This window comes from Paenibacillus sp. LBL (assembly GCF_029893715.1).
In the GTDB taxonomy this organism is placed as follows: domain Bacteria; phylum Bacillota; class Bacilli; order Paenibacillales; family Paenibacillaceae; genus Paenibacillus_AQ; species Paenibacillus_AQ glucanolyticus.
Window position 1 is genome coordinate 130,937 of sequence record NZ_JARXYU010000010.1, and the last position, 23,590, is coordinate 154,526.

At 46.4% G+C, this 23,590-nt stretch carries 20 protein-coding genes; 19 read left to right on the forward strand and 1 reads right to left on the reverse strand.

Features of this window, described 5'->3' with window-relative positions:
• Window positions 1-425 precede the first annotated feature (425 nt).
• Both gltB and M2277_RS20420 read left to right on the forward strand, forming a co-directional pair.
• On the forward strand, window positions 426-5,021 hold the full coding sequence (gltB, locus tag M2277_RS20415) for a glutamate synthase large subunit (protein WP_280755453.1): 4,596 nt from the start codon (window positions 426-428) through the stop codon (window positions 5,019-5,021).
• Between the two features lie 338 nt (window positions 5,022-5,359).
• The gene (locus tag M2277_RS20420) at window positions 5,360-5,506 is read left to right on the forward strand and encodes a hypothetical protein (RefSeq protein WP_006212503.1); all 147 of its coding nucleotides are present in this window, start codon (window positions 5,360-5,362) and stop codon (window positions 5,504-5,506) included.
• A gap of 103 nt (window positions 5,507-5,609) precedes the next feature.
• Here M2277_RS20420 and M2277_RS20425 read toward each other — a convergent pair whose 3' ends face one another.
• Window positions 5,610-5,978, reverse strand: a complete 369-nt coding sequence (locus M2277_RS20425; RefSeq protein WP_006212502.1) for a helix-turn-helix domain-containing protein — start codon at window positions 5,976-5,978, stop codon at window positions 5,610-5,612.
• An 846-nt stretch (window positions 5,979-6,824) separates the two neighbouring features.
• On the opposite strand from M2277_RS20425, the gene M2277_RS20430 reads away from it, so the two are divergent.
• From M2277_RS20430 to M2277_RS20510, 17 genes are all read left to right on the forward strand, one after another.
• The gene (locus tag M2277_RS20430; protein ID WP_006212500.1) at window positions 6,825-7,514 is read left to right on the forward strand and encodes a CpsD/CapB family tyrosine-protein kinase; all 690 of its coding nucleotides are present in this window, start codon (window positions 6,825-6,827) and stop codon (window positions 7,512-7,514) included.
• Window positions 7,511-8,563: a nucleotidyltransferase family protein gene (locus tag M2277_RS20435; RefSeq protein ID WP_036640714.1), complete on the forward strand. Its 1,053-nt coding sequence runs from the start codon at window positions 7,511-7,513 to the stop codon at window positions 8,561-8,563. Before M2277_RS20430 ends, M2277_RS20435 begins: the two co-directional genes overlap by 4 nt.
• Window positions 8,564-8,850: 287 nt before the next feature.
• Window positions 8,851-9,642 carry a hypothetical protein gene (locus tag M2277_RS20440; RefSeq protein ID WP_063477703.1) on the forward strand — a complete coding sequence of 264 codons (792 nt, stop codon included), beginning with the start codon at window positions 8,851-8,853 and terminating at the stop codon, window positions 9,640-9,642.
• Entirely contained in the window at window positions 9,639-9,920 is a 282-nt protein-coding gene (locus tag M2277_RS20445) for a PqqD family protein (RefSeq protein WP_006212496.1), read from the forward strand. Before M2277_RS20440 ends, M2277_RS20445 begins: the two co-directional genes overlap by 4 nt.
• Window positions 9,910-10,347, forward strand: coding sequence for a S24/S26 family peptidase (locus M2277_RS20450; RefSeq protein ID WP_006212495.1), 438 nt, complete (start codon window positions 9,910-9,912; stop codon window positions 10,345-10,347). The genes M2277_RS20445 and M2277_RS20450 overlap by 11 nt, the downstream gene beginning before the upstream one ends.
• A 76-nt stretch (window positions 10,348-10,423) precedes the next feature.
• On the forward strand, window positions 10,424-12,631 hold the full coding sequence (locus M2277_RS20455; RefSeq protein WP_280755454.1) for an ABC transporter ATP-binding protein: 2,208 nt from the start codon (window positions 10,424-10,426) through the stop codon (window positions 12,629-12,631).
• 52 nt (window positions 12,632-12,683) lie between these two features.
• Window positions 12,684-13,094 carry a DUF1854 domain-containing protein gene (locus M2277_RS20460; protein WP_234973106.1) on the forward strand — a complete coding sequence of 137 codons (411 nt, stop codon included), beginning with the start codon at window positions 12,684-12,686 and terminating at the stop codon, window positions 13,092-13,094.
• 276 nt (window positions 13,095-13,370) lie between these two features.
• The gene (locus M2277_RS20465) at window positions 13,371-14,150 is read left to right on the forward strand and encodes a YveK family protein (protein WP_152826608.1); all 780 of its coding nucleotides are present in this window, start codon (window positions 13,371-13,373) and stop codon (window positions 14,148-14,150) included.
• A 221-nt stretch (window positions 14,151-14,371) separates the two neighbouring features.
• Window positions 14,372-15,265: a UTP--glucose-1-phosphate uridylyltransferase GalU gene (galU, locus tag M2277_RS20470; RefSeq protein ID WP_006212491.1), complete on the forward strand. Its 894-nt coding sequence runs from the start codon at window positions 14,372-14,374 to the stop codon at window positions 15,263-15,265.
• 16 nt (window positions 15,266-15,281) lie between these two features.
• A complete protein-coding gene (locus tag M2277_RS20475; RefSeq protein ID WP_006212490.1) occupies window positions 15,282-15,989 on the forward strand; it encodes a sugar transferase in 708 nt (235 codons plus the stop codon).
• 17 nt (window positions 15,990-16,006) lie between these two features.
• Window positions 16,007-16,960 carry a GDP-L-fucose synthase family protein gene (locus M2277_RS20480; RefSeq protein WP_036640757.1) on the forward strand — a complete coding sequence of 318 codons (954 nt, stop codon included), beginning with the start codon at window positions 16,007-16,009 and terminating at the stop codon, window positions 16,958-16,960.
• Window positions 16,961-16,962: 2 nt separating this feature from the next.
• Entirely contained in the window at window positions 16,963-17,961 is a 999-nt protein-coding gene (gmd, locus tag M2277_RS20485; protein WP_006212488.1) for a GDP-mannose 4,6-dehydratase, read from the forward strand.
• A 77-nt stretch (window positions 17,962-18,038) separates the two neighbouring features.
• The gene (locus M2277_RS20490) at window positions 18,039-19,418 is read left to right on the forward strand and encodes an oligosaccharide flippase family protein (RefSeq protein ID WP_280755475.1); all 1,380 of its coding nucleotides are present in this window, start codon (window positions 18,039-18,041) and stop codon (window positions 19,416-19,418) included.
• Window positions 19,415-20,215 (forward strand): glycosyltransferase family 2 protein, encoded by an 801-nt coding sequence (locus M2277_RS20495; protein WP_280755455.1) that lies wholly within the window; start codon window positions 19,415-19,417, stop codon window positions 20,213-20,215. The genes M2277_RS20490 and M2277_RS20495 overlap by 4 nt, the downstream gene beginning before the upstream one ends.
• Window positions 20,205-21,053, forward strand: coding sequence for a glycosyltransferase family 2 protein (locus M2277_RS20500; RefSeq protein WP_006212485.1), 849 nt, complete (start codon window positions 20,205-20,207; stop codon window positions 21,051-21,053). The genes M2277_RS20495 and M2277_RS20500 overlap by 11 nt, the downstream gene beginning before the upstream one ends.
• A 62-nt stretch (window positions 21,054-21,115) precedes the next feature.
• Window positions 21,116-22,300 (forward strand): hypothetical protein, encoded by a 1,185-nt coding sequence (locus M2277_RS20505; protein WP_006212484.1) that lies wholly within the window; start codon window positions 21,116-21,118, stop codon window positions 22,298-22,300.
• Window positions 22,297-23,586 (forward strand): hypothetical protein, encoded by a 1,290-nt coding sequence (locus M2277_RS20510; RefSeq protein ID WP_280755456.1) that lies wholly within the window; start codon window positions 22,297-22,299, stop codon window positions 23,584-23,586. The genes M2277_RS20505 and M2277_RS20510 overlap by 4 nt, the downstream gene beginning before the upstream one ends.
• Window positions 23,587-23,590 lie beyond the last annotated feature (4 nt).

The following is a 23,590-nucleotide window of genomic DNA, read 5'->3' on the forward strand; positions in this document are numbered from 1 at the left end:
GAGGTTTTTGGTCCGAACAGATCCCTGAAGTCTGATTTCGGTAGAATGGGGAATGGCAAAGCTGAACCGAATATATTCATTTTGCAAAAAAAGTCAATACATCGACCTGTTCGGAATGTTTTATTTGCATGTTTTTTTGCACTATTCTACATAAAAATAAGTGATCTGTTGTGATTACTCTCACAAAAACAATTCTTATCAAATTCATAAAAACTTTGAATTGCCTGCATTGTATGAGGGTGATAAAATATATAGAACTAATTAATCTACGTGTTAGGTAAATGTCAACCTTTGGCGCTTTTGCACAATACTGCATCACCTCAAGACAGTGTGTCCACTGCAGGTGAGGATTGATGTCCAACCTTTATGTTTTTTCTGTTATTGATCAGCAGTTTTTTATTCTATAAAAAGAAAGGTTGCATCTTATGAAACATACTGATTTTCCCCAGAAACAGGGCCTCTATGATCCGCAGTTTGAAAAAGATGCTTGCGGTATGGGTTTCGTTGCCCATATCAAGGGTAAGCCATCCCACGAAATCGTCAGCAGCGCGCTGACTATGCTTGCCAATATGGAGCATCGCGGCGGTCAGGGCAGCGAGCCGAACTCCGGTGACGGCGCTGGGATTATGTTGCAGATTCCTCATTCTTTTTTCTCCGCAGAAGCGGCCAAACTGGGCTTTGAGCTCCCCGAGGCCGGGCACTATGGTGCGGGCATGCTGTTCCTTTCCCATGATCCTGCCGTTCGCACGGCACATGAGGACCAGTTGGCTTCCATTATTGCTGAGGAAGGTCAGACCCTGATCGGGTTTCGCGATGTGCCAACCAGCGATGAAATGCTCGGCAAGTCCGCAAAAGCGGCAAAGCCGTATGTTCGCCAAGTGTTCATTGGACGCAGCGCCGACATTCAGGATGATCTTGCGTTCGAGCGCAAGCTGTATGTCATCCGTCGTCGTGCCGAGCTGGCTATCCGTTACAGCGGCAAGCCCGAGGGTGACAGCTTCTATGTATCCAGTCTTTCCTGCCGCAAAATCGTATACAAAGGCATGCTGACGACGGAACAGGTCGGGGAGTTCTACCTTGACCTCCAGGAAGAAGGACTGGAATCCGCAATCGCGCTGATTCACTCCCGTTTCAGCACGAACACCTTCCCGAGCTGGGAACGGGCGCATCCGTACCGATTCATGATTCACAACGGCGAGATTAACACGCTGCGCGGTAATGTGAACTGGATGCACGCACGCCAGTCGCTGTTCGAGCATGAGCTGTTCGGAAGCGACCTCGAGAAGGTGAAACCTGTAATCAATCCGGACGGTTCCGATACCGGTATGTTTGATAATACATTTGAATTCCTGTATCTCAGTGGTCGTTCCCTGCCGCATGTGGCTATGATGATGGTTCCCGAGCCATGGAGCAATCATGAGAGCATGGATGAAACCAAAAAAGCATTCTACGAATATCACAGTACGCTGATGGAACCATGGGACGGTCCAGCAGCCATGGCGTTCACTGACGGAGTCCAGATCGGGGCTACCCTGGACCGGAACGGACTGCGTCCATCCCGGTATTATGTGACCAAGGATGATCTGATCATCCTGTCCTCCGAAGCGGGCGTGCTCGATGTTCCGCCGGAAAATGTGTTGTACAAGGACCGCTTGCGTCCAGGACGGATGCTGCTTGTTGATACGAAGGAAGGCCGCATCATCTCCGACGAAGAGGTCAAGGCCAGCATTGCAGCCGAGCTTCCTTACTCGGATTGGCTGGATGAGCATCTGGTAGAGCTTCATGATCTTCCTGAAGCGCCGGAACTGCCGGATCCGAAGCACGAGAATGTGCGCCAGCTCCAGCAAGCGTTCGGCTACACTTATGAGGAGCTGCGCAAAGTGCTGGAGCCGATGGCGATCACCGGCGCGGAAGCCATAGCGTCCATGGGTTACGATGCACCGCTTGCGGTGTTGTCCGACCGGCCGCAGCGGCTGTTCAACTACTTCAAGCAGATGTTTGCCCAGGTTACCAACCCGCCGATCGATGCGATTCGCGAAGAACTGGTGACTTCAACCGCAACGACCATCGGTCCGGAGCGCAACCTGCTGAAGCCGGAACCGGAAAGCTGCCGCCACATCCGCCTGGATTCGCCGGTGCTGTCCAATGAAGAATTTGCGAAGCTGCGCCATGTTCGCCGTCCCGGTTTCAAATCCATGACGATTCCGATCTTCTTCCCGCCAGCGGAAGGGGCTGAAGGTCTGCGCAAAGCAATCAATACGCTGTGCGAGGCAGCGGATCGAGTGATTGCCAAGGGCCATAACATTCTGATCCTATCGGACCGGGGTGTGGACAAAGACAATGCTGCGATTCCTTCGCTGCTCGCCGTCTCGTCGCTCCATCACCACCTGATCCGTCAAGGAACCCGGACGAAGGTGGCTATCCTGCTGGAATCCGGTGAGCCACGCGAAGTGCATCATTACGCGCTGCTGCTCGGTTACGGTGTGAGTGCAGTCAATCCGTACCTCGCGTTCGAAACGCTGGACGATATGATTCAGGAAGGCATGCTGCGCGGCATTTCACATGAGAAGGCTGTGAAGAACTACATTAAAGCAGCAAGCAAGAGCGTTGTTAAAGTCCTGTCGAAGATGGGGATTTCTACAATCCAGTCCTACCGTGGCGCTCAGATCTTCGAGGCTGTCGGCCTGAAGGAAGATTTCGTGGAAAGTTATTTCACACGTACACCATCCCGTATTGGCGGCATCGGCCTGGAGGAAGTGGCCAAGGAAGCGCTGGCCCACCACGACCGTGCCTTTACCGATAAAGATGGCAATGATAAAGCGCTGGATTCAGCCGGCGAGTATCAATGGAGAGCAGACGGGGAAGAGCATTTGTTCAACCCGAGAACGATCCATCTGCTGCAGCAGGCTGTTCGGACGAATGATTATGCAACATACAAGAAGTATGCCGAGCTTGTACAGGGTGAGAATGAGCAGCATCTGACACTGCGTTCCCTCTTGAAAATCAAGCCGGTCGGCGAACCGGTTCCGCTGGATGAGGTTGAATCTGCAGCTTCCATTATGCGGCGTTTTAAGACCGGTGCGATGTCCTTCGGCTCCATCAGTAAGGAAGCGCATGAGAGTCTTGCAATCGGGATGAACCGCATCGGCGGCAAGAGTAATACGGGCGAAGGCGGAGAAGATCCGGGACGTTATGTGCCGGATGCTAACGGCGATTCCCGCCGCAGTGCCATCAAGCAGGTTGCTTCGGGAAGATTCGGCGTAACCTCCAACTATCTGGTTAACGCAGACGAAATCCAGATCAAGATGGCGCAGGGGGCGAAGCCGGGTGAAGGCGGACAGCTGCCGGGACGTAAAGTGTATCCTTGGGTAGCTGAGGTTCGGGGATCAACGCCGGGTGTAGGCTTGATCTCGCCACCACCGCATCACGATATTTACTCCATTGAGGATTTGGCAGAGCTCATCTATGATCTGAAGAACTCGAATCCGCGTGCGGATATCAACGTGAAGCTTGTATCCGAGGTCGGTGTAGGTACCATTGCAGCAGGTGTTGCGAAGGGCCGTGCAGATATTATTTTGATTAGCGGTTACGATGGCGGTACAGGCGCTTCACCGCAAGGCTCCATTCGCCATGCCGGTATGCCGTGGGAGCTTGGACTTGCCGAAACGCATCAGACCCTCATCATGAACAATCTGCGTGACCGCGTTGTGCTTGAAACCGATGGCAAAATGCTGAACGGACGCGATTTGGTTGTGGCGGCGCTGCTTGGAGCCGAAGAGTATGGATTCTCGACTGCACCACTGGTTGCCATCGGCTGTATCATGATGCGTGTATGCCAAATGGATACTTGTCCGGTTGGCGTAGCCACGCAAAATCCGGAGCTGCGCAAGAACTTTACGGGCGATCCGGAGCATGTGGTCAACTTTATGCGTTTTGTTGCTGAAGACATGCGGGAACTTATGGCGGAGCTTGGCTTCCGTACCATTGATGATATGATCGGACGCACCGATTGCCTGGACGCCGTTCAAGCCGATTATCACTGGAAGAAGAAAGGCGTGGATATTTCCGCACTTCTGTATACGCCGGAGCTTCCGGAAGGCAGCACACGCTTCCGCACGCAAAGGCAGAATCATGGTCTGGAAGAAACGCTGGATATGCGCTCTCTGCTGAGCAGCGCTGCATCTGCATTGGAATCGGGAGCAGCTGTTGAAGGCACGTTCCCGATCACGAATGTGGATCGTGCGGTTGGTACTATTCTGGGCAGTGAAGTGACACGTAAATACGGTGCTGCCGGACTGCCGGAAGATACGATTCAATTCAGCTTCATTGGTTCCGCTGGTCAGAGCTTTGGTGCATTTGTGCCGAAAGGGATGACCCTGACGGTAGAAGGGGACGCCAATGACTATATTGGTAAAGGACTTTCCGGTGGCAAGCTGATCGTGAAGCCTTCACCGAAAGCGACCTTCAAAGCAGAAGAGAACATCATTGCGGGTAATACCGCATTCTACGGTGCTACAGGAGGCGAAGCCTACGTAAGAGGCATCGCGGGCGAGCGCTTTGCCGTTCGTAACTCGGGTGCGAACATCGTGGTTGAAGGTGTCGGCGATCATGGCTGCGAATATATGACGGGCGGCCGGGTGGTTGTTCTCGGGGAAACCGGGCGCAACTTTGCAGCGGGCATGTCCGGTGGCGTTGCATACGTCTATGATCCGGAAGGTACTTTTGTAGATCGCTGCAACCTGGAAATGGTGCTCCTCGAGCGTGTAGAGGAAACATCAGAAGCGGAAGCACTCCTTCGTCTGGTTCAGCAGCATGAGCGGTATACCGGCAGTGCGCCGGCACAGCAAATTCTTGCGGATTGGGATCAGGCGCTAAGCCGCTTTGTTCGTATCATTCCGAAGGATTATAAACGGATGCTGCTGCATATCGAGAAGGTTCAAGACCAAGGCCTGACAGGCGAAGCGGCGCTCCTCGCTGCATTTGAGGCAAATATGAAAGAACTGGCTCGTACAGGGAACTAGAACCGGGCTCAAGTTGCGTCAAACCACATTGTATTCTTAAATGAATCCAATGTGGTTTTTTTATATATAAATAAGATACAATCGAAATCATCAATAATCTAAAATATGTGACATCATCTCCCCATATAAAATTCGACAAAATTAGAACCCGAAGCATAGGACAATGGTTCCACAAGACGACAGTATCGTGTGAATACATTCGCTATAATATTGGTAAGTAAGTTTGGTGAGTAAATTGGTTTAGCGAGTAAGTTTTTGTACGGATGAGAAATAATGACAACGAGTTTGCGGAGTTGGGGATGGAGAGGAAATTATAGATAAGCGAGGTAGTTGTGGAAATGAGTGTGGACAAGGAGAGAGGCTCTGGAAGCACCGAGCAGCAGCTTGACCAGCAGAAGACGAATATAGACATCTATAAGCTCATGACTCAAATGGGAATCCATCCTGATAAATGGCTGCAAATGGAGGAACTTCATAAAGATTAAATCATTTGTCATCACTTATACATGACAATTAGTGAAAATCCCCGATATCACTGAGAACTTCTCATCAGTGATTATCGGGGATTTCCATTATTCGTTGCCATGATTACTTCATAGACCGTTCCATGCGAACAAATGCAATAAACCGTCTGGCTTCCTCTTCCGTTAGCTTGCGACCATCCACCGTGAGATTGAATCGCTCCAGCAGGTCTTGATCCGAGAGTTCAAGTCCGTCCACAAATGATCGAACCTCCGGATCAAGCACCGCTTTCTCCTGTGCCGTTCTCCCGATTAGATAATCTATCGATACGTCAAAGAGGTCTGCCAGGCGGGTCAATGTTTCGAAATCCGGTTTGCGCCGGTTTTTCTCATAATGGGATAGTGCAGCACGAGTAATGCCGACAGAGGTAGCGAGTTCTTCCTGAGTCCACCCGCGCTGTTCACGTAGTTCTGAAATTCGTACTCCGTAGTTCATGCTAGATCCCCCTTTCAATTGCTGGCAATACCTGTTGTGTAAAAAAATAAATTTGTCCAAAATTTATATCAATCAGCCTAAGGTACTTTAACTCAGTCTTATCCTGAGAGGTTGTACCTTTACGAAACATGCTAATTTCACACACAGGAGGTAGAAACTGACGATTTTCCTGTTGACTTGATACAATATGTATCGTAAAATTGGAAAATAAAATGATACATAATGTATCTGGATAATTCAAAAGAAGTAACACTTAGTATCATTTTATCCATGGATAAAATGTCCCATACCAGAATTTATAGAAATAAAGGAGCGAATTAAATTCCTGATGTCAAGTGAAACGAAGCATCTTATAACGCTTGGGATTAGAGTCATGGAAATTGGCGCACTGAGTGTGCACGGCAGAAGCCACAATGTAACTCCGGTTGAGCTTAGCCCGGAGAAGCTTGTTTTCCTGTGTCCCTGGGACATCCCGATAAGTCCTAAGATAAAACTAAGCTACGAAATTGATGACACTTATGATCATATTCAAGTTTTTGGCAGGATCCAGATTCAAGAGCATTTACATGATTATCAGTTATATCAGGTTGAAATATGTACAGACCGCGATCAAAAAGCACGGATAACAGGAATGCTTAACCGAATGATCAGTAGTCATATGGCGCTAAATCACTCCGTTTATAGAAATTACATACATAGTTCGCAAGGCCAATATAATAAAAAGCTAATCATACAGTGATACAGACATTTTACTATATTTGAGTTGCTTGGTCATTAGTTCTTTTACCTTAAATCCGTGCACTCATGCATAGAGAACGGACTATTTTAATAGGCAGGTGAGGTAATATGGCAAGAAAATACAAAAACCCCTTGGTTACCGTCATTAATCCAAAATCTCCGGCAGCAGAATCTTATCGAGGACTGCGGACTAATATTCAATTTTCTGTTCATGACAAGCAAGTAAGGGTCATCATGGTTGCTTCGGCCCAAATGAATGAAGGCAAAACCACAACGGTAAGTAATCTGGCTGTTGCCTATGCTCATGAAGGTAAAAATGTATTATTAATCGAAGCAGATTTACGCAAACCATCGTTACACCATGTATTCGGCGTTTCCAATGAAACTGGATTAACAAATGTTTTGGCCCAGCAGATGGATGTTGAAGATGTGATACGACAGACTGCTGTTCCTAATCTCTCCGTTATTCCTTCAGGCTCTATTCCATACAACCCCTCCGAAATGTTAGGTTCTCAAAATATGCAAGTGTTAATCCACGATCTCAAGCAGAAGTATGACATGATCTTGTTTGATACGCCTCCGGTATTGGCAGTCAGTGACGCGCTTATTGTCAGCGCTTTGTGTGATGGTGTTGTTTTAGTTGTGCTAGGGGGGAAAGTAAAGAAATCCCAGGTCAAAAAGGCAAAGGCTCAACTCGAGCATGTTAAGGCACGTCTTCTTGGGGTAGTGCTTAACAATATCACCATTCGCGAAAATGAAGCTGAACAGCTTTATTATGGCAGTACATGGCTGAAATGAAGAACCAAGATGTCCTGGTTACGTTTCTTGATGAGTTATATCAGGGACGATTGCCCTCTCTTGATGAGATGCAATATGTCAACCTTATGATGGATATCGATTTATTTGATATCGCCCCACAGGTGTTCGCTGAGCTTCGACAAAAAGGATTGTCTCATCAAGTACCTGAACAGGTCCGGCTCAAGTTAAGCTCTGAAGCAGATATTGTCCTGATACAGAACTTCCTCATTAAAACCGAACTGAAAATGATACTTCAGACCTTCGAAGCGTCCTGTATAGAGGTAATCCCTTTAAAAGGGACACAGCTTGCTGAACGCTATTTCGGCGGTCTTGCAGCTCGTGGAACGACGGATATTGATTTGCTTGTTGGTAAGAAGGACTTACATCAGGCAAGCGATTTGTTGATCAGCCTTGGATTTGATAAAGTGACAGGCGATCCGACCCATTTCCATGAAGAATACGTCAAACCATTGAATAATGCCAGTTTCCCCTCATTAACCGTAGAACTGCATTGGAATATTATCAGGGAAGATTTTACGAATACTGATGTCTCGCGCTTGTGGAGAGATGCTTCCTTAATGAGTGGCTGCCATTATGTCTATGAGCTGAGTCCCTTGCACACTTTCTATCATATATGCTTGCATGGTATGAATCATCATATGATGTCGATGAAATATTTTGTGGATATAGCAACCCTTATTCACGTGATGGATAGCAGGCTCGAGTATGCTGAATTACTAGATGTTGCCGCCGCAGATCGAAATCTTTCTAAGGTATGGATTGCTTTGTCTTTAGCTTATGATATGCTTCCACATCTTCAAAGGTTGAAGCCGATGCCCATGCTTCCTTACAAGTTTAAGTATCCTGGATGGAATCTTGAAAAAGCACGCAAGGTAATGCTGGGTCGTAAAGGTTTCAGTTACTCCTGGTTTCGAATTGTGACTGCATTTACGGTTCACGATACATGGGGGCAGCGTTGGTCCCAGCTAGGGTTCCTGATTTGGAATCTTCCATTATTGTGGATCCGAAAACGTGAAATCTTCAGATAGGTTCTTTTTACTATTTATAAGTTACGATGTGTAACAATAATCAGTTGACATGATACATATTGTATCATAAACTAATCCTCAAGAAGGAGGTGTTAAGTATGAAAAAAACGTATGAGGCTCCCAAGATTTTGGCACAAGGCAAAGTGGAGTTCGGCACAACTCGTCCCAGCAACCCGGGTGGAGGCGGGAATCCTATCTGGTAACAGGTATACATTTATTTATTAATGACTCCATGCACAGTTTTCGCTCGAATTGAATTATTATAAGTGGAAGTTGAGGTTGATCATATGTTTGTAGCTACTGCAATAGTCGGAAAGTCCCGGATATCCTTCAAAACACAATCAGAACGAATGGCTGAATTTGTCAAGCGGCGGTTCAGGATATCCAATATTCAACATCAGGAGCCGCAGGCTGACCTGTATGTTCGTATTCAGGATGGGTACGGAAAGCCCTTTGATGAAGGACCTGTCCATATTTCCGCATCCGACCATTCGGTTACTTTCCAGCGCTGCGACTATCATATGGTTTCATCCCGGGATTACAGCTCGGCGGAAATTCATATCTATGATGAGTTTGCCTTGAAGCATGCACTTATTAACTTGTATAGCTCATGGCTAATCCATGGAGCGCGCGGGCTGCTGATCCATTCCTCTTGTGTGATTCATGAAGGCAAAGCATGGATGTTTGCAGGCCAATCCGGTGCAGGGAAGTCTACTGTAGCTGAGTTGTCGCGTCCGCGTCCGATTTTATCTGATGAAGCTACGTTTCTGTACATAGAAGAAAACGGACGTGTGACCGTTTACGATTCTCCATTTCGTAGCGAGATGGAGAATCCCTGTGAACTTGAAGAGGCGAAATTATACGGTATTCATTATATTATTCAATCACCTGACGTTGAGCGTATTTCAATTACACCGTTAGATGGATTCGCTCTTATGTTGGATAAGGTATTTTATTGGCGCCACGATGCAGAGGAAACAAGAAACATGATCGCTTTATGCAAGAAAGTGGTACAGCAGGTTCCATCGTACCAGCTCTATTTTCAGAAAAATGATACGTTTTGGGAGAGGATTTCATGAGTCAAACACAAACGAAGCTGCTGAGAAGGAATGAACATGTTGAGAGCGAAATGATTGGCAGTGAATGGATTCTGCTAAATATGAAGGAGCATGTGGCGACCAAGTTGAATGAGCTTGGAGGTTATATATGGAGCATCATCCCTGAATATGGACTCATTGATGAGATCATTGAGAAAATTGCCGAAGAGTATGAGATTGATCGTCATACTGCTGAACAAGATGTGAACTCCTTTATAGAGCAGCTGTTAGGCAGCGGTCTGCTGAAATATGATGGATGAGACCAAAATCGTGACCGAATGGTTGACTAGACGCGGAGGGATCGAGCTTCCCTCCTGGGGACGCAGTATGTTTCCCTTCATGATGGAAGGGGAGCGCAGCTCCTTTGAGGCGTTCAGCCATGACGGACTCCGGATCGGTGAAGTATATCTCTTCATTACCACAGAGGGGAAGCTCGTCTGTCATCGTCTTTATGATATTCAAGGGGAAGGCGATTCGAAACAGTACATATTTAAAGGGGATACGAATATTGTCCCTGATGAACCGGTAAATGCCGCTCGGATTCTGGGGTGTTTCACGGGCACGTATAAGAAAAAAGGCTGGATTCCGGCCCATCATTGGAAGTTGTCATTGCTAACCTGGATAACACTTAACATACCGCTGTGGCCAAAGATGGTGAGGCGGTATTTGTCGTTCAGAAGGCTATAAATAGAAAGTTGTGTTGATTATGAGGGGAATAAGAAGACGAGAATCGAGCGCATCTGGTAATTCGGGATTATTTGGCATGGAAGAAGCATGGCTGACATTACAGGGAGACTTGAACCGCAATATGCAGTTTGAACAATTACAGGTTTTGTTTACTGCTTCCAAGCTTCTCGTACTGGATCGTGAAGGGAGACAAATCCTGCACATTCCCAAGCAGAATGTTGAAAACATTAGATTGATTGAGGCTCTGGGCGGTGGCTATCTTGTGGCTTCGACAGCTAAAGGTCCGGTTGAAATTCTTCGGTTCACGGAAATGCATCTCGATTCCTGTCGTAAGGCTCTATCACGGGTTGAACAGTGGGTATCGAAAGATTCATTCACCACGGATAAACGCAACGATTTGAAGGATAGAAATAAAACCTGTGCCCATTGTGGGCGCGTTATGAGATCTGCTAAGGATTCCTGTATGCGTTGTAACCGTAAATGGAGTACCGTGTCTCATCTTCTTCAGCGGAGTAGAGCCTATAGTGCTTCTATGATTGTGATGGGAATTATCGTTATCCTTACGGTTCTTGTATCACTTGCCCCTCCGTATATAATCAAATGGATTATTGACGGGATATCAGCACCTGTCGGTATGGGTGGCGTTTCCTCTCATTTATTATGGATGTCTGGTTTGCTAGCGGGGATTTACATTTTACAAGCCCTGCTGCAAATGATTGAAGGCTATACTGCGATTTCGATCGGTGGGCGTTTTCTGGGTGAACTTCGGAGAGATATGTTTCATGCCCTGATGAAGCAATCCATGCGTTTTTTTGATAACCGTCAGGTTTCTCAATATATTGGACGCATTAACCAGGATACCGATACCATCAAGGATTTTATGTCCCAAGGCATAGTTCATCTGACATCGCAATTGTTATCAGCCCTCTTTATTCTGGGGATGCTGTTCTATTTGGATTGGCGTATGACCTTGATGATTCTAATACCGCTTCCACCGCTTGGACTATTCGTGATGCGTCTGTGGCCCAAGGTGAGAGAAATGTGGTATTCCCAGTGGCAGTCGTCTATTCATGTTCAAAATATGGTTGGAGAAGCCCTTCAGGGAATACGGATCATTAAAGCTTTCTCTAAGGAAAATGATGAGAAAGAGCGTTTTGATAAGGCAAATTCTCGATTTGTAAACCGCATGATATCCATACAGAATTTATGGATGTTCATGACACCCGTACTGACGTTGTTTATTTCATTATTTGTTGCGCTTATCTGGTTTGCCGGAGGACGAAAAGTTCTGGAAGGTGGCATGACTGTCGGAACCTTGAGTGCATATGCAACTTATCTGATCATGTTTTTCGGACCTGTTAAATGGTTGGCGCAGTCCGCAAGCTGGATAAATGAGGTGCTTGGATCCGCAGAACGAATTTTTGAGGTGATCCATACTCCAGCCGAAGTGACGGACGACGAGGAAGCGCAGCCACTTAGCAAAGTCCGGGGAGAGATTAGATACAACCATGTGGGGTTTGGTTATGCGCAAGATAGACGGATTTTGCATGGAATCGATCTCCATATTGCACCTGGTGAAATGATAGGCTTAATCGGTCCCTCCGGGGCGGGCAAGTCGACTTTGATTCATCTGTTATGCCGCTTCTATGATCCGGATGAGGGGGAGATATTACTGGATGGCCGTCGCCTTAGCAGCATCAGACAAGAGGAACTGCGCAAAAATATCGGTGTTGTCTTTCAGGAAACCTTCCTCTTTGATGGTACGATTGCACAGAATATCGCTTACGGAAATCCTGAAGCTGAAGCACAGGATATTATACAGGCAGCAATGACCGCAAATGCACATGATTTTATATGCCGACTCCCTCATGGCTATGAGACAAAGGTAGGAGAGCGTGGACACCGTCTGTCTGGGGGAGAGCGGCAGCGAATAGCGATTGCAAGAGCTGTATTACTCGATCCACCGATCCTCATTCTGGATGAAGCAACATCTTCCGTAGATGTTGAGACCGAAGCGGTCATTCAGGAAGCAATGGATAAGGTGATTCAAGGGAGGACGACCATTGTGATTGCCCATCGCCTGTCAACCCTACAGCGCGCAGACCGGCTTTTGGTTCTTGAAGGAGGAAGACTTGTCGAAAGCGGAAGTCATGAGGAGCTGCTCAATCGCGGAGGGGTATACCATCGTTTGCTTCATGCTGCACAGGGGCGTCAGGCAGAGAGGTATGGATACCGATGCAGGAGGTTGCGAGATAGTGAGAATAAGCAGGGGAATACGACATAAGGGTTCAGGGCTTCGGTTTTATCGGAATGAGGAAGGGGTACTGGAGGCTGTTATGAATGGAGAGCCGGTCAGTGATATATACCTCGTTCTCACATTTCCAGTTACAGAGCCGGAGAGGTATATTTCTGTGCGAACCGCATCGCATCAAGAGATTCACCTAATTCATTCGTTAAGTGAGTTAGATATATCAAGCCAAGCTGCGGTACGGGAGGATCTTGAGCGCCGCTATATGATTCCTAAAGTTGTTGCAATCAAGATGATCAAACGTCAGGGTAACCATTGGTTATGGGATGTGGAGACCAGTTATGGCAAGGTTGCGTTTCGTACGAACCAACCCCAAGAGAATATAGACATACTATCAAACGAAACATACATCATTCGAGATACCGATGGAAGGCGATTTGCTCTACATGTGTCGCGCCTCGACAAACGCAGCAAGCTATTTTGGAATAAAATCATTTAGTTATATGGACTCACAATTTAAATGAAAAGAGTACCAAATTATGTAAACGCTTGCCGAAAGGAGGCGTTTTTCTTTTTTTATTATCCTGTATTTATATTTGTGTACGCTTTCATGCCTAGAAAATATGCTGAAATATTGTGAGATATCTTCTGATTGTGTAACAAAATGTATCGTTAATAGGTAAATAAGACCAATTCAGTATTGACATGATACGAATTGTATCGTAAATTGAAGATGCTATATGATACGAATTGTATCGGAAAAGAACATTTGCTTATGGACGGAGGAAATTTAGTGGAACTTGAACTTAAGGAGTATGCTACCGTTTTGAAAAAAAGACTATGGCTAATTCTCCTTGTTGTTGCTGTGGTCTGCGTACTCGTTGGATTTTACAGCTATCGAATGGTTGAACCTCAATATGAAGCAAGCAACAAGATGATTGTGACAAACAAAACAGAGGAGAAAAAGTCTGTCCTTAGTTCAGATGACATGGATATGGGGATGCGCTTGGTTTATACATACAAGGAAATTATCGGAACGAGCGTGATTTTGGAGAAGGTCGTTGAGCAGCATCCGGAATTGAAACTCACTGTGAAAGATTTGATGGATATGATGGTGGTTGATTCGGTGCAGGATACACCGGTTATGACGATATCTGTCAGAGATTATAGCTATGAAGGTGCCCTTAAAGTATCAAAGGCCGTTGCTGATGTATTTAAATCCGAAATCTCCTCTATCATTCCGGGTGGAAACATAACGATTCTGTATGAAAATAATGCAGATCCCAAACCAGTCACTCCAAGCCCATTGCTGTATGTGGTGATTGCTTTCGTAGTGTCACTTATGCTGTCGATTGGCTTCTGCTTCTTGCTCGAATATTTGGATGATTCTATCCGTACTGACAAAGAGGTCGAGATGGTTCTTGGACTTCCAACTCTTGCTGTCATACAGCATTTCAAATCAAGTGATTTCAAAGCGAGAGGCGGATCCGTTTCCAGACGCAGCCCGGTAGAACCTCCAGGGTCTGGTAAAGCTATCGTTAACGCGTCTGATTGATAGGATTTTAAGATAGCATACATCAGGTGATGCCTACTGAACCTCTACCACCGTAGGCACTCGATTATGCTGTGGGCATCCGTAATGAAGGATGCCTTAGACGTTCATCGTCAAGGGCATAAAGTGAGGCAGGGTTAGATGCCCTCGCTTAAGCACTCGGCATACACGACAACCAATCTTCCAGTACACACGAAATGATAAGGATAGAGGAGGGAAGTACAATGGCAACCATTAAAAAAGCTATCATACCTGCTGCCGGACTGGGTACTCGATTTTTGCCAGCAACCAAGGCAATGCCCAAAGAGATGCTTCCGATCGTGGATAAACCAACTATCCAGTACATTGTGGAAGAGGCAATAGAGTCAGGTATTGAGGACATTATTATCGTCACAGGTAAAGGCAAGCGGGCAATTGAGGATCATTTTGATCATGCATTTGAGCTAGAGCATAAGTTGAGGCAAACCAAGAAACTTGATTTGCTTCATGAGGTACAGCGTCCTTCACGAATGGCGGACATTCATTATATTCGTCAGAAGGAACCCAAAGGGCTGGGTCATGCTGTATGGTGCGCACGAAAGTTTATAGGCAACGAACCGTTTGCCGTTCTGCTGGGGGACGATATTGTTCGTGCCGATAAGCCGTGCATCAAACAATTGATTGAGCAGTACGAACAGACACAGAGTTCAGTCATCGGCGTGAAATACGTATCTCCCGAAGAGGTGCATCGATATGGAATCATTGATCCGTACCCTGTACCCACCATTGGGGGATTATCCCGAGTACAAGGAATGGTGGAAAAGCCGCAAGCTGATGAAGCTCCATCGAATTTGGCTATCATGGGACGTTATATCCTGACTCCAGCCATATTTTCATACCTTGAGCAAATGAAGGAAGGAATCGGTGGGGAAATCCAACTGACGGATGCCATACAGAAGTTGACTGACATTGAAGAAGTGTACGCCTACCAGTATGAAGGCACCCGCTATGACGTTGGAGAGAAGCTCGGGTTTATTCTTACATCGGTTGAGTTCGCATTGATGAAAGATGAGCTGCGTCTTCCATTACTGCATGGACTTGAGCAAATGATACATAAGAATCGAACGTTGGCTAGATAGGAGACCAGGTCAAGCCATGAATGTAGAGACGACGATAGAAACGAGAACGCTGGAGAGTGTTGTAGCAGAAGAATATCCGATGATGACAGGGGTACACCTTGTTCCAGCGAAGCCCCATATCGGGTATTCCCGACTGAAAAGGGTAGGGGACGCCATTCTGTCTGCAGTTGGTCTTATTCTGCTCTTGCCTCTATTTATGATCATATTCCTGTGTATGAAGTTCGAAAATCCCCATGGCCCCATGTTTTTCTCTCAGACCCGCGTAGGAAAGAACGGGAGAATCTTTAAAATGTACAAAATCCGTTCCATGGTTGTAAACGCGGAGGAGCTGCAACAAAAACTGATTCATCTAAATGAGATTGAGGGTGCTATGTTCAAGATGAAGAACGACCCTCGGATCACGAAGGTCGGACGTATTCTTCGGAGAACGAGTCTTGATGAGCTTCCACAGCTGTGGAATGTACTCCGGGGCGAAATGAGCCTTGTTGGCCCGAGACCGCCGCTGCCTACAGAGGTAGAGTCCTATACACCATATGATATGCAGCGGTTAAGTGTAGTACCTGGCTGTACCGGCTTGTGGCAGGTAAGCGGGAGAAACGCGCTTGGATTCCATGAAATGGTGGAGTTGGATTTGCAGTACATCCGCGAACAATCTACGACCCAGGATATCCGGATTATGCTAAAGACAGTCCGAGTGTTTCTAGGGTCCAAAGATGCTTTTTAATGAAGGAGATGGCAGATATGAATTTGGATTCCCGGATATATGTGGCCGGTCATCGCGGTCTTGTGGGATCTGCTATTGTAAGAGCTCTTGAACAACAGGGATACCATAATCTGGTTACCCGTACCAGTCAAGAGCTGGATCTGCGAGAACATGATCGCGTAGAGCAATTCTTTTGCAGTGAAGGAATCGAATACGTGTTTCTCGCTGCAGCGAAAGTCGGTGGCATCGTTGCTAATCGCGATTATCCTGCCGATTTCATACGCGATAATCTTCAAATCCAGAATAATGTTATTGATCTTTCTTACCGCTACGGAGTGAAGAAGCTGCTATTTCTTGGCTCTACGTGTATTTACCCCAAATTGGCGCCACAGCCGATGAAAGAAGAATATTTCATGACAGGCACTTTAGAGCCTACCAATGAGGCATATGCCATTGCCAAAATAGCCGGGATCACGATGTGTCAATCATATAACAGGCAATATGGAACTCGCTTTATATCGGCCATGCCTACGAATTTATACGGTCCGAATGATAATTATGATTTGGAAACCTCTCATGTTCTTCCGGCTTTACTGCGGAAAATACATGAAGCTAAAGAGAATGGCCGACAAGAAGTAGAAATATGGGGAAGTGGTCAGCCAAAACGGGAATTTCTCCATGCTGACGATCTTGCCGATGCTTGTGTATTCCTGATGAATCAATATGAGGGGAATGACATTGTCAATATCGGATGCGGTAAGGATGTGTCGATCCGTGAGCTTGCCGAAAGTATTGCCTCCATTATTGGTTACGAAGGACAGTTTGTTTATAACACTTCGAAGCCTGACGGAACACCAAGGAAGCTGGTTGATGTTAGCAGACTGACTGAGCTTGGCTGGAGGGCTTCGATTACTTTGGAGCATGGCTTAGCCCGAACGTACGATCATTTTTTGGAATCTCATCAGATCTTCAGTAAACCTGTTGGAGGATAAATATGAAAAGAGCATTGATTACCGGTGTTACCGGCCAGGATGGTTCATATCTTGCTGAATTTCTTCTCAGCAAAGGCTACACGGTCTATGGACTGAGACGTCGGACCAGCACGCCCAATTATGAGAATGTGCAGCATATCAAGGAGCAAATTCACTGGATATCTGGCGATCTTACCGATCTTGCATCACTAATCGAGGCTGTCCGTATTGCGGATCCTCATGAAGTATATAACCTGGCAGCCCAGTCTTATGTAGCGGCTTCCTGGCCTCAGCCTCTGGCGACAGGTCAAATGACAGCCATCAGCGTTACCAATATGCTGGAGGCGGTCCGACTCGTTAAACCGGATACGCGTTTCTATCAAGCATCGAGTAGCGAGATGTTTGGCAAGGTGATTGAAACTCCGCAGAAGGAGACCACTCCATTTTATCCGCGAAGTCCTTATGGTGTAGCTAAGGTATATGGTCATTGGATCACGGTGAATTATCGAGAAAGCTTTGGGATGTTTGCTTGCTCCGGCATTTTATTCAATCATGAATCCCCTCGGCGGGGGTTGGAGTTTGTTACCAGGAAAGTGACAGATGCTGTGGCCAGGATCAAACATGGTTTGCAGCAAGAGCTGCGTATGGGGAATCTTGATGCGTTGAGGGATTGGGGATATGCAGGGGATTATATTAAGGCCATGTGGTTAATGCTCCAGCAGGAGCAACCGGACGATTTCGTCATATCGACGGGTGAAATGCATACAGTCAGAGAGCTGCTTGAAGTAGCCTTCTCGTATGTGGACTTAAATTATGAGGATTATGTAGTTATGGACCCAGAATTCGTACGACCTGCGGAGGTTGATTTGCTTCTCGGGGATTGTACGAAAGCTAAACAGCAGCTGGGGTGGGAACTTGAAGTCAGTTTTCAGCAGTTAATTAAAATGATGGTGGATGAGGACATGAAGCGGGTGCGAGCAGAGATTAAATACCAAGAAGCGCTGTCTGCGGCATTGGTGTGAGAAGCAAACGCTCATCAAGAAAACAGAGCGGAAAGCATGGACTCCATCATCTTCGTGAATTAACTCGTAATCAAACTGTGAATGGTGGTTTGTGGATATTTGTAGGGCGGGCATTCTTTGCGGGGTCCGCCTTACTTATTAACATTTTACTATCAAGGGTCCTGGATACGGCAGCTTTCGGTGCATATTTGATGGCTTTTAACATCGCTTTTTTCGGTGGTGTGTTCGGTACGCTCGGATTGAATCAGAGTATTATTCGTTTTATGGCTGAGCACAGGGAAAATGGAACGTGGAGGAGGGCCAAGAATACCGCGCTGCTGTCTTTAAAGTTAGCGTCTATTGGAGCGGCGGGTACGGGACTGTTGTATATATTTTTGCAGCTCACGCTCCTTAAAGGCGTATTAGGCTCGGAACTTATGGCTTCCGCTGCACTATGGACAGGGCTATGGATTATGCTGACGGTGCTGCAGAATTTAATAGCTGAAACCTTTCGGGGTCATGGTGATGTCAAACAGGCAACATTATTTAGCGGCGTATTGTCCAATTTCTGCATGCTTGTGGGTTTGGGTTTGATGATGTGGCTGGGCCGTTCGTCTTGGTCGCTTCAGGAAGCGCTCCTGCTCGTGACAGTCTGTATGGGGGCAAGCTGCTTCATAGCCGGTTGGCGATTGTTAAAGCTCCTCCAGGTAAGAAACCGGCAGCAAACGAATGAAGCGGCAATGAGCAATGAGCCAAGGGCACGGCAACTGCTGGCTGTCTCATTGCCAATGATGGCATCCAATGTAGCTCTGTTTATGCTGACCTCAAGCGACATCTGGATTTTAGGTGTATTTTACAGCGAGAGTGAAGTGGCGATTTACGGGGCAGCAGTTCGCTTATTGGCGGTGCTTAATTTTTTTGTGGTGTTGATGAATACATTGATGACGAGTATCATCTCCAAATATTTCGGCAGTGCTCAGTTCCCCAAAATACAGAATTATGGACGAATTATAGTGGGGATCTCCACATTGCCTGCAATTGTTATTGGAGCTGTTTTTATTGTAATGGGCGAGCAAGTACTCAATCTGGCTTTTGGAACTACATATGGTTCGGGTCAAACGATACTGGCGGTATTGTCGGTGGGGCAGTTAATTAATTTGTTTGCAGGTCCATCAGGCCTGCTTCTGACCTTAACCGGTAATGAGCGTACCATGTTGAAGATTACACTGATTACGAGTGTTGTCACGGTAATAGCAGCTGTAACAGTTGTTTATCTATGGGGACCTTTTGCGCTTGCGATAGTGATGGTATGCGGTTTGTTTGCACAGAACGGGTGGATGTGGGTAGAAGTGAGAAGAAAACTTGGTATTTCGGTTCACTTCAATCCCGTTGATCTGGTTCGTCAGTTGATACGTCTTGCAGGCAGAAACAAAAACTTAGAACAGCAAGTTCGAATAAAGGGAGCCAGTTACAAATGATACGGACTCAGTGGGTAGAAGACAGATCTGAAGTATTTCTGTCCGTAGTCACGGTTTGCAGGAATAATTTGCAGGGTCTGATCAAAACTTGGCAGAGCGTAAGGTCCCAATCTATCTCGTTGGAGTGGATCGTAGTGGATGGACAATCAGACGACGGTACGCTGGTTTTTCTTCAGAGTATTGAAGATGAACGGTTGTCTTTTATCAGTGAACCAGATCAAGGCATCTACGATGCCATGAATAAAGGGCTGGAACATTGTAAAGGTCGTTACGTTGTCTTCATGAATTCCGGGGATCAGTTTCATGATCATTTGACTGGAGACTTGCTTCAAGTGCAGGCCTTACGAAATCACCTACCCGATTTGCTGTATGGCGATGCACTTGAGGAAACAACCTTCGGTGAACTGTTATACAAAGCAGCCCGCAGTCATAAGCGAATGTGGTACGGCATGTTTACGCATCATCAATCCATGGCTTTCAGGCTGGGAAGCCTGCACAGCATCAGGTATCGCCTTGAATATCCCATTGGAGCCGATTACGCTTTGACGGCAGAACTGTTGGTAAGAGGTGGAACTGCAGCATACATTCCGGAGCCCTTATGTATTTTTGAACAGGGTGGAGTCTCACAAATGCAGCATAGGCAAGGTCAGAGGGATCAATGGTTTATCCGCAAGACTATTCTTGGGATGCCGATCATCCTTCGTGTTGCCGTTGCATCGCTGCATTGGGGTGTTCGTTTGGTTAAACATAGCTTTCCTAAATTCTATAAGAAGGTGCGCTTTTCTTATGAAAAATAAAATTCCGGTGTCCGTCATTATCATGACAAAGAACGAAGAAAAAAATATCGCGAAATGTCTGGCTTCGGTATCTGCTTTTGATGAAATATTCGTCGTCGATTCCAACAGCACGGATCGAACCTGTACTATAGCAAGGGAAATGGGTGCTCATGTAATCAATTTCACTTGGAATGGTCAGTACCCCAAGAAGAAGCAATGGTGCCTTGAGGAATTGCCATTCCGAAACGACTATGTGTTTTATGTTGATGCTGATGAAGAAGCTACTCCAAAGCTGGTTGCCGAAATGATGGATATGTTTCAGAGTAAGCAGACATTGGCCGCAGGTTACTTCGTAGCATACGACTATGTTTTCATGAACAAAGTGCTCAAGCATGGGCACAGGATGTATAAGCTTGTACTGTTTCACCGTAGCCAAGGCAGGTTTTTGGATCATAACGATCTGTCTGCGTCGAATATGTGGGAAGTGGAAGGGCATTATCAGCCTCAAATCGATGGAGGTACCGGGGTGCTGGGCAACTGCATGGTGCACTATGATCATGATTCCCTGTTTGACTATTTTGCGAAGCATAATCGCTACTCGGATTGGGAGGCTGTTGTCCGCTCTAATGGTGGTTTCCGTAATCTGAACGAATCCCAAATCTTTATCCGCAGTCTTCAGAAAAAGCTTTTTGATCGAATGCCGCTGAAATGGGTCGTTGCATTTATACACTCATACATTGTTAAACTCGGCTTTCTTGATGGATCCGCCGGTTTCCACTATGCCTTTGCTCGTTCCGTTTATTATTGGCAGATTGGAATCAAGATGTCGGAACTTCGGAAAGTAAGTCAGGGCACATGAACAGCCGTAGTGCTATCGGTAATCCGTTGTCCTCAGTCCCAACTCCGACCGGAGGAGGGATTTTGGGAGGGCTGGCATTTATCCTGGCTCTCTTGATTTACGCTATATTCAGCGCTCCATTTCCAGCCAATCCAGGCATGACAGAAGTTCTGATTGCTGTATTGCTCATATTGTTTGTATCACTTCCTACAGGAATTTTTGTCATAAGCGGCGGTTTCACGCTATATCGCAGATATGACACAGTTCCCATGCCGCTGCATTTGGGTTTTTTTGTGCTGCTGTGGCTGGGCCTACTAAATGGAGGCGTAATATACCGATGGGATTCTACGGATATATTGCGTGATCTCATCCCATGTGTGTATTTATTCGTCCCCTTGCTCCTTCTTCCAGCGATGAACCGTTCCAAATTAAAGTGGTTGTCTATTCTTCCTTGGTTAGTCGCAGTAATGGGTGTTATTTTATCCATCAGATTTTATATGGAAGTTCGTATTTCACCGCTGGATATAGGAAAAATGTATTATTTTGATAATTTTCTATACCTTCCGTATGATCCGAGTGTCTCTTTTGCAGGGGTTTTCCTTCCAATCATGGCTGTACACACGTGGAAAAGCTCAAACCCACTCCGTTGGCTAAGCAGTCTTGCTATGTTAATCGGAGGGTTTTTGGCGTTAGGGTCCCTAATGGCAGTGGCACAGCGGGCGCCTCTTGGGCTGGCTGTCCTATGCTTTGCGGTATATTTTGGTTTAAGTTCTGGAAGGTCCGTACGCAAGTTGCTCGTTATCCTTGTGATCATGATTGGAGCTGGAATGCTGGCACAGGAACAGATATCGAGTTCGTTTGATTTGCTGTTATCCAAGCAAGTGAACTATGGAGCGAACGGTAAGACAGATGAACTGGCAGCTGTTCTTCAGGAAACATCCAAATCGGTGTACACCTTGCTGCTCGGCATCGGGTGGGGGGGATTATTCTTTGATCCTACTTATATGTCGGAAGTCTCGTTTACGCACTCGGCATTTACCTTTCTGCTTTTAAAAGGGGGGGTTATCGGCCTGACTGTCTTCTTGGCTTATCTTAGCTGGATCTCACTGAAGTGCCTAAGACGGGTAAACATGAACAATCTGCCTTATATGCTTGCAGCTGGAGTTCCGATTATGATCGGATTGTTTTTTCAGCCCAGTTTTAAGACTCTTTCCTATGGAATGCTCCTCACTGTTCTGATCTTAAAAGATAAGGAGTCAATCTCATGAATCACAATCTGAGTTTACCTGCTGATACATTGCATAGTCGAGGCAGAAGCTCAGTGGCCAACTGGGGAGGATTCGGTTTTATAGCGGCGCTGCTGTTATATGCGCTGTTTAGTTCCCCTTTTCCAGCGGACCCAGGTATTCCAGAAGCTTTGATTGCCGTTCTTTTGATTTTATTTGTATCCGTTCCAACGGGAATCATCGTCTTGGGTGGAGGTTTCTCGTTGTATCGGCATTACGGAACCGTCCCTGTCATTATTCACGCGGGTTTTTTCTTCTTATTGTGGATTGGACTCCTGAATGGCGGGGTTGTTTATGGCTGGGATATGACGGATATTATCCGCGATCTGATCCCATGTGTGTATCTGTTCGTTCCGTTATTGCTTCTGCCTGCGATGAAACGCTCAACGCTTAACTGGCTTGCCATATTGCCCTGGATCATATCCGTAATGGGCGTCATTCTATCTATTCGATTTTACCTCGTTGTACAGATTTCCCCGCTTGAAGTGGGCAGAATGTACTATTTTGACAACTTTTTATATCTACCTTATGATCCGAGCGTTTCTTTTGCGGGAGTCTTTCTTCCTATCATGGCGGTCCATACGTGGAAAAGTGCAAGCCCATTTCGATGGTTGGGCAGCATTGCGATGCTGACTGGAGGCTTTCTGGCGCTTGGCTCGCTCATGGCCGTTGCCCAGCGTGCACCTCTTGCACTTGCCGTGCTGTGCTTTGCTGTGTATTTCCTGGTAAGTTCACGCAAATCAATGAATAAGCTGATCATCGGGCTGATCGTTCTTGTTGCAGCAGGAATTTTTGCCCAAGAACAAATCTCCAATTCATTTGAACTGTTGGTATCTAAGCAGGAGGATTTTGGCGCCAACGGAAAAACGGATGAGCTCGCTGCCGTATTGGCTGAAACCTCAGCGTCTCCCTACTCCATGTTGTTTGGAGTGGGCTGGGGAGGGTTGTTTCATGATCCGGCGGTGAACAACATTCTTGTCTCCTATACCCATTCAGCTGTCAGCTTTTTCTTGCTGAAGGGTGGATTGATTGGCATCGCTGTGTTGATGTCTTATCTTGGCTGGATCATGTACAGGGCTTTACAGCGGTTTACGATGGTCATGCTTCCTTATATGCTGGCAGCGTTTGTACCTGTAGTCATCGGCCTGTTGTTTCAGGTCAGTTACAAAACCTTGTCGTACGGAATGATCCTTACCCTGATTTGCCTGATACATAAGGATGTCGGTAAGGTTCATACAAATGACCAGAAGAACATTCCAAGACAGTAAGGGG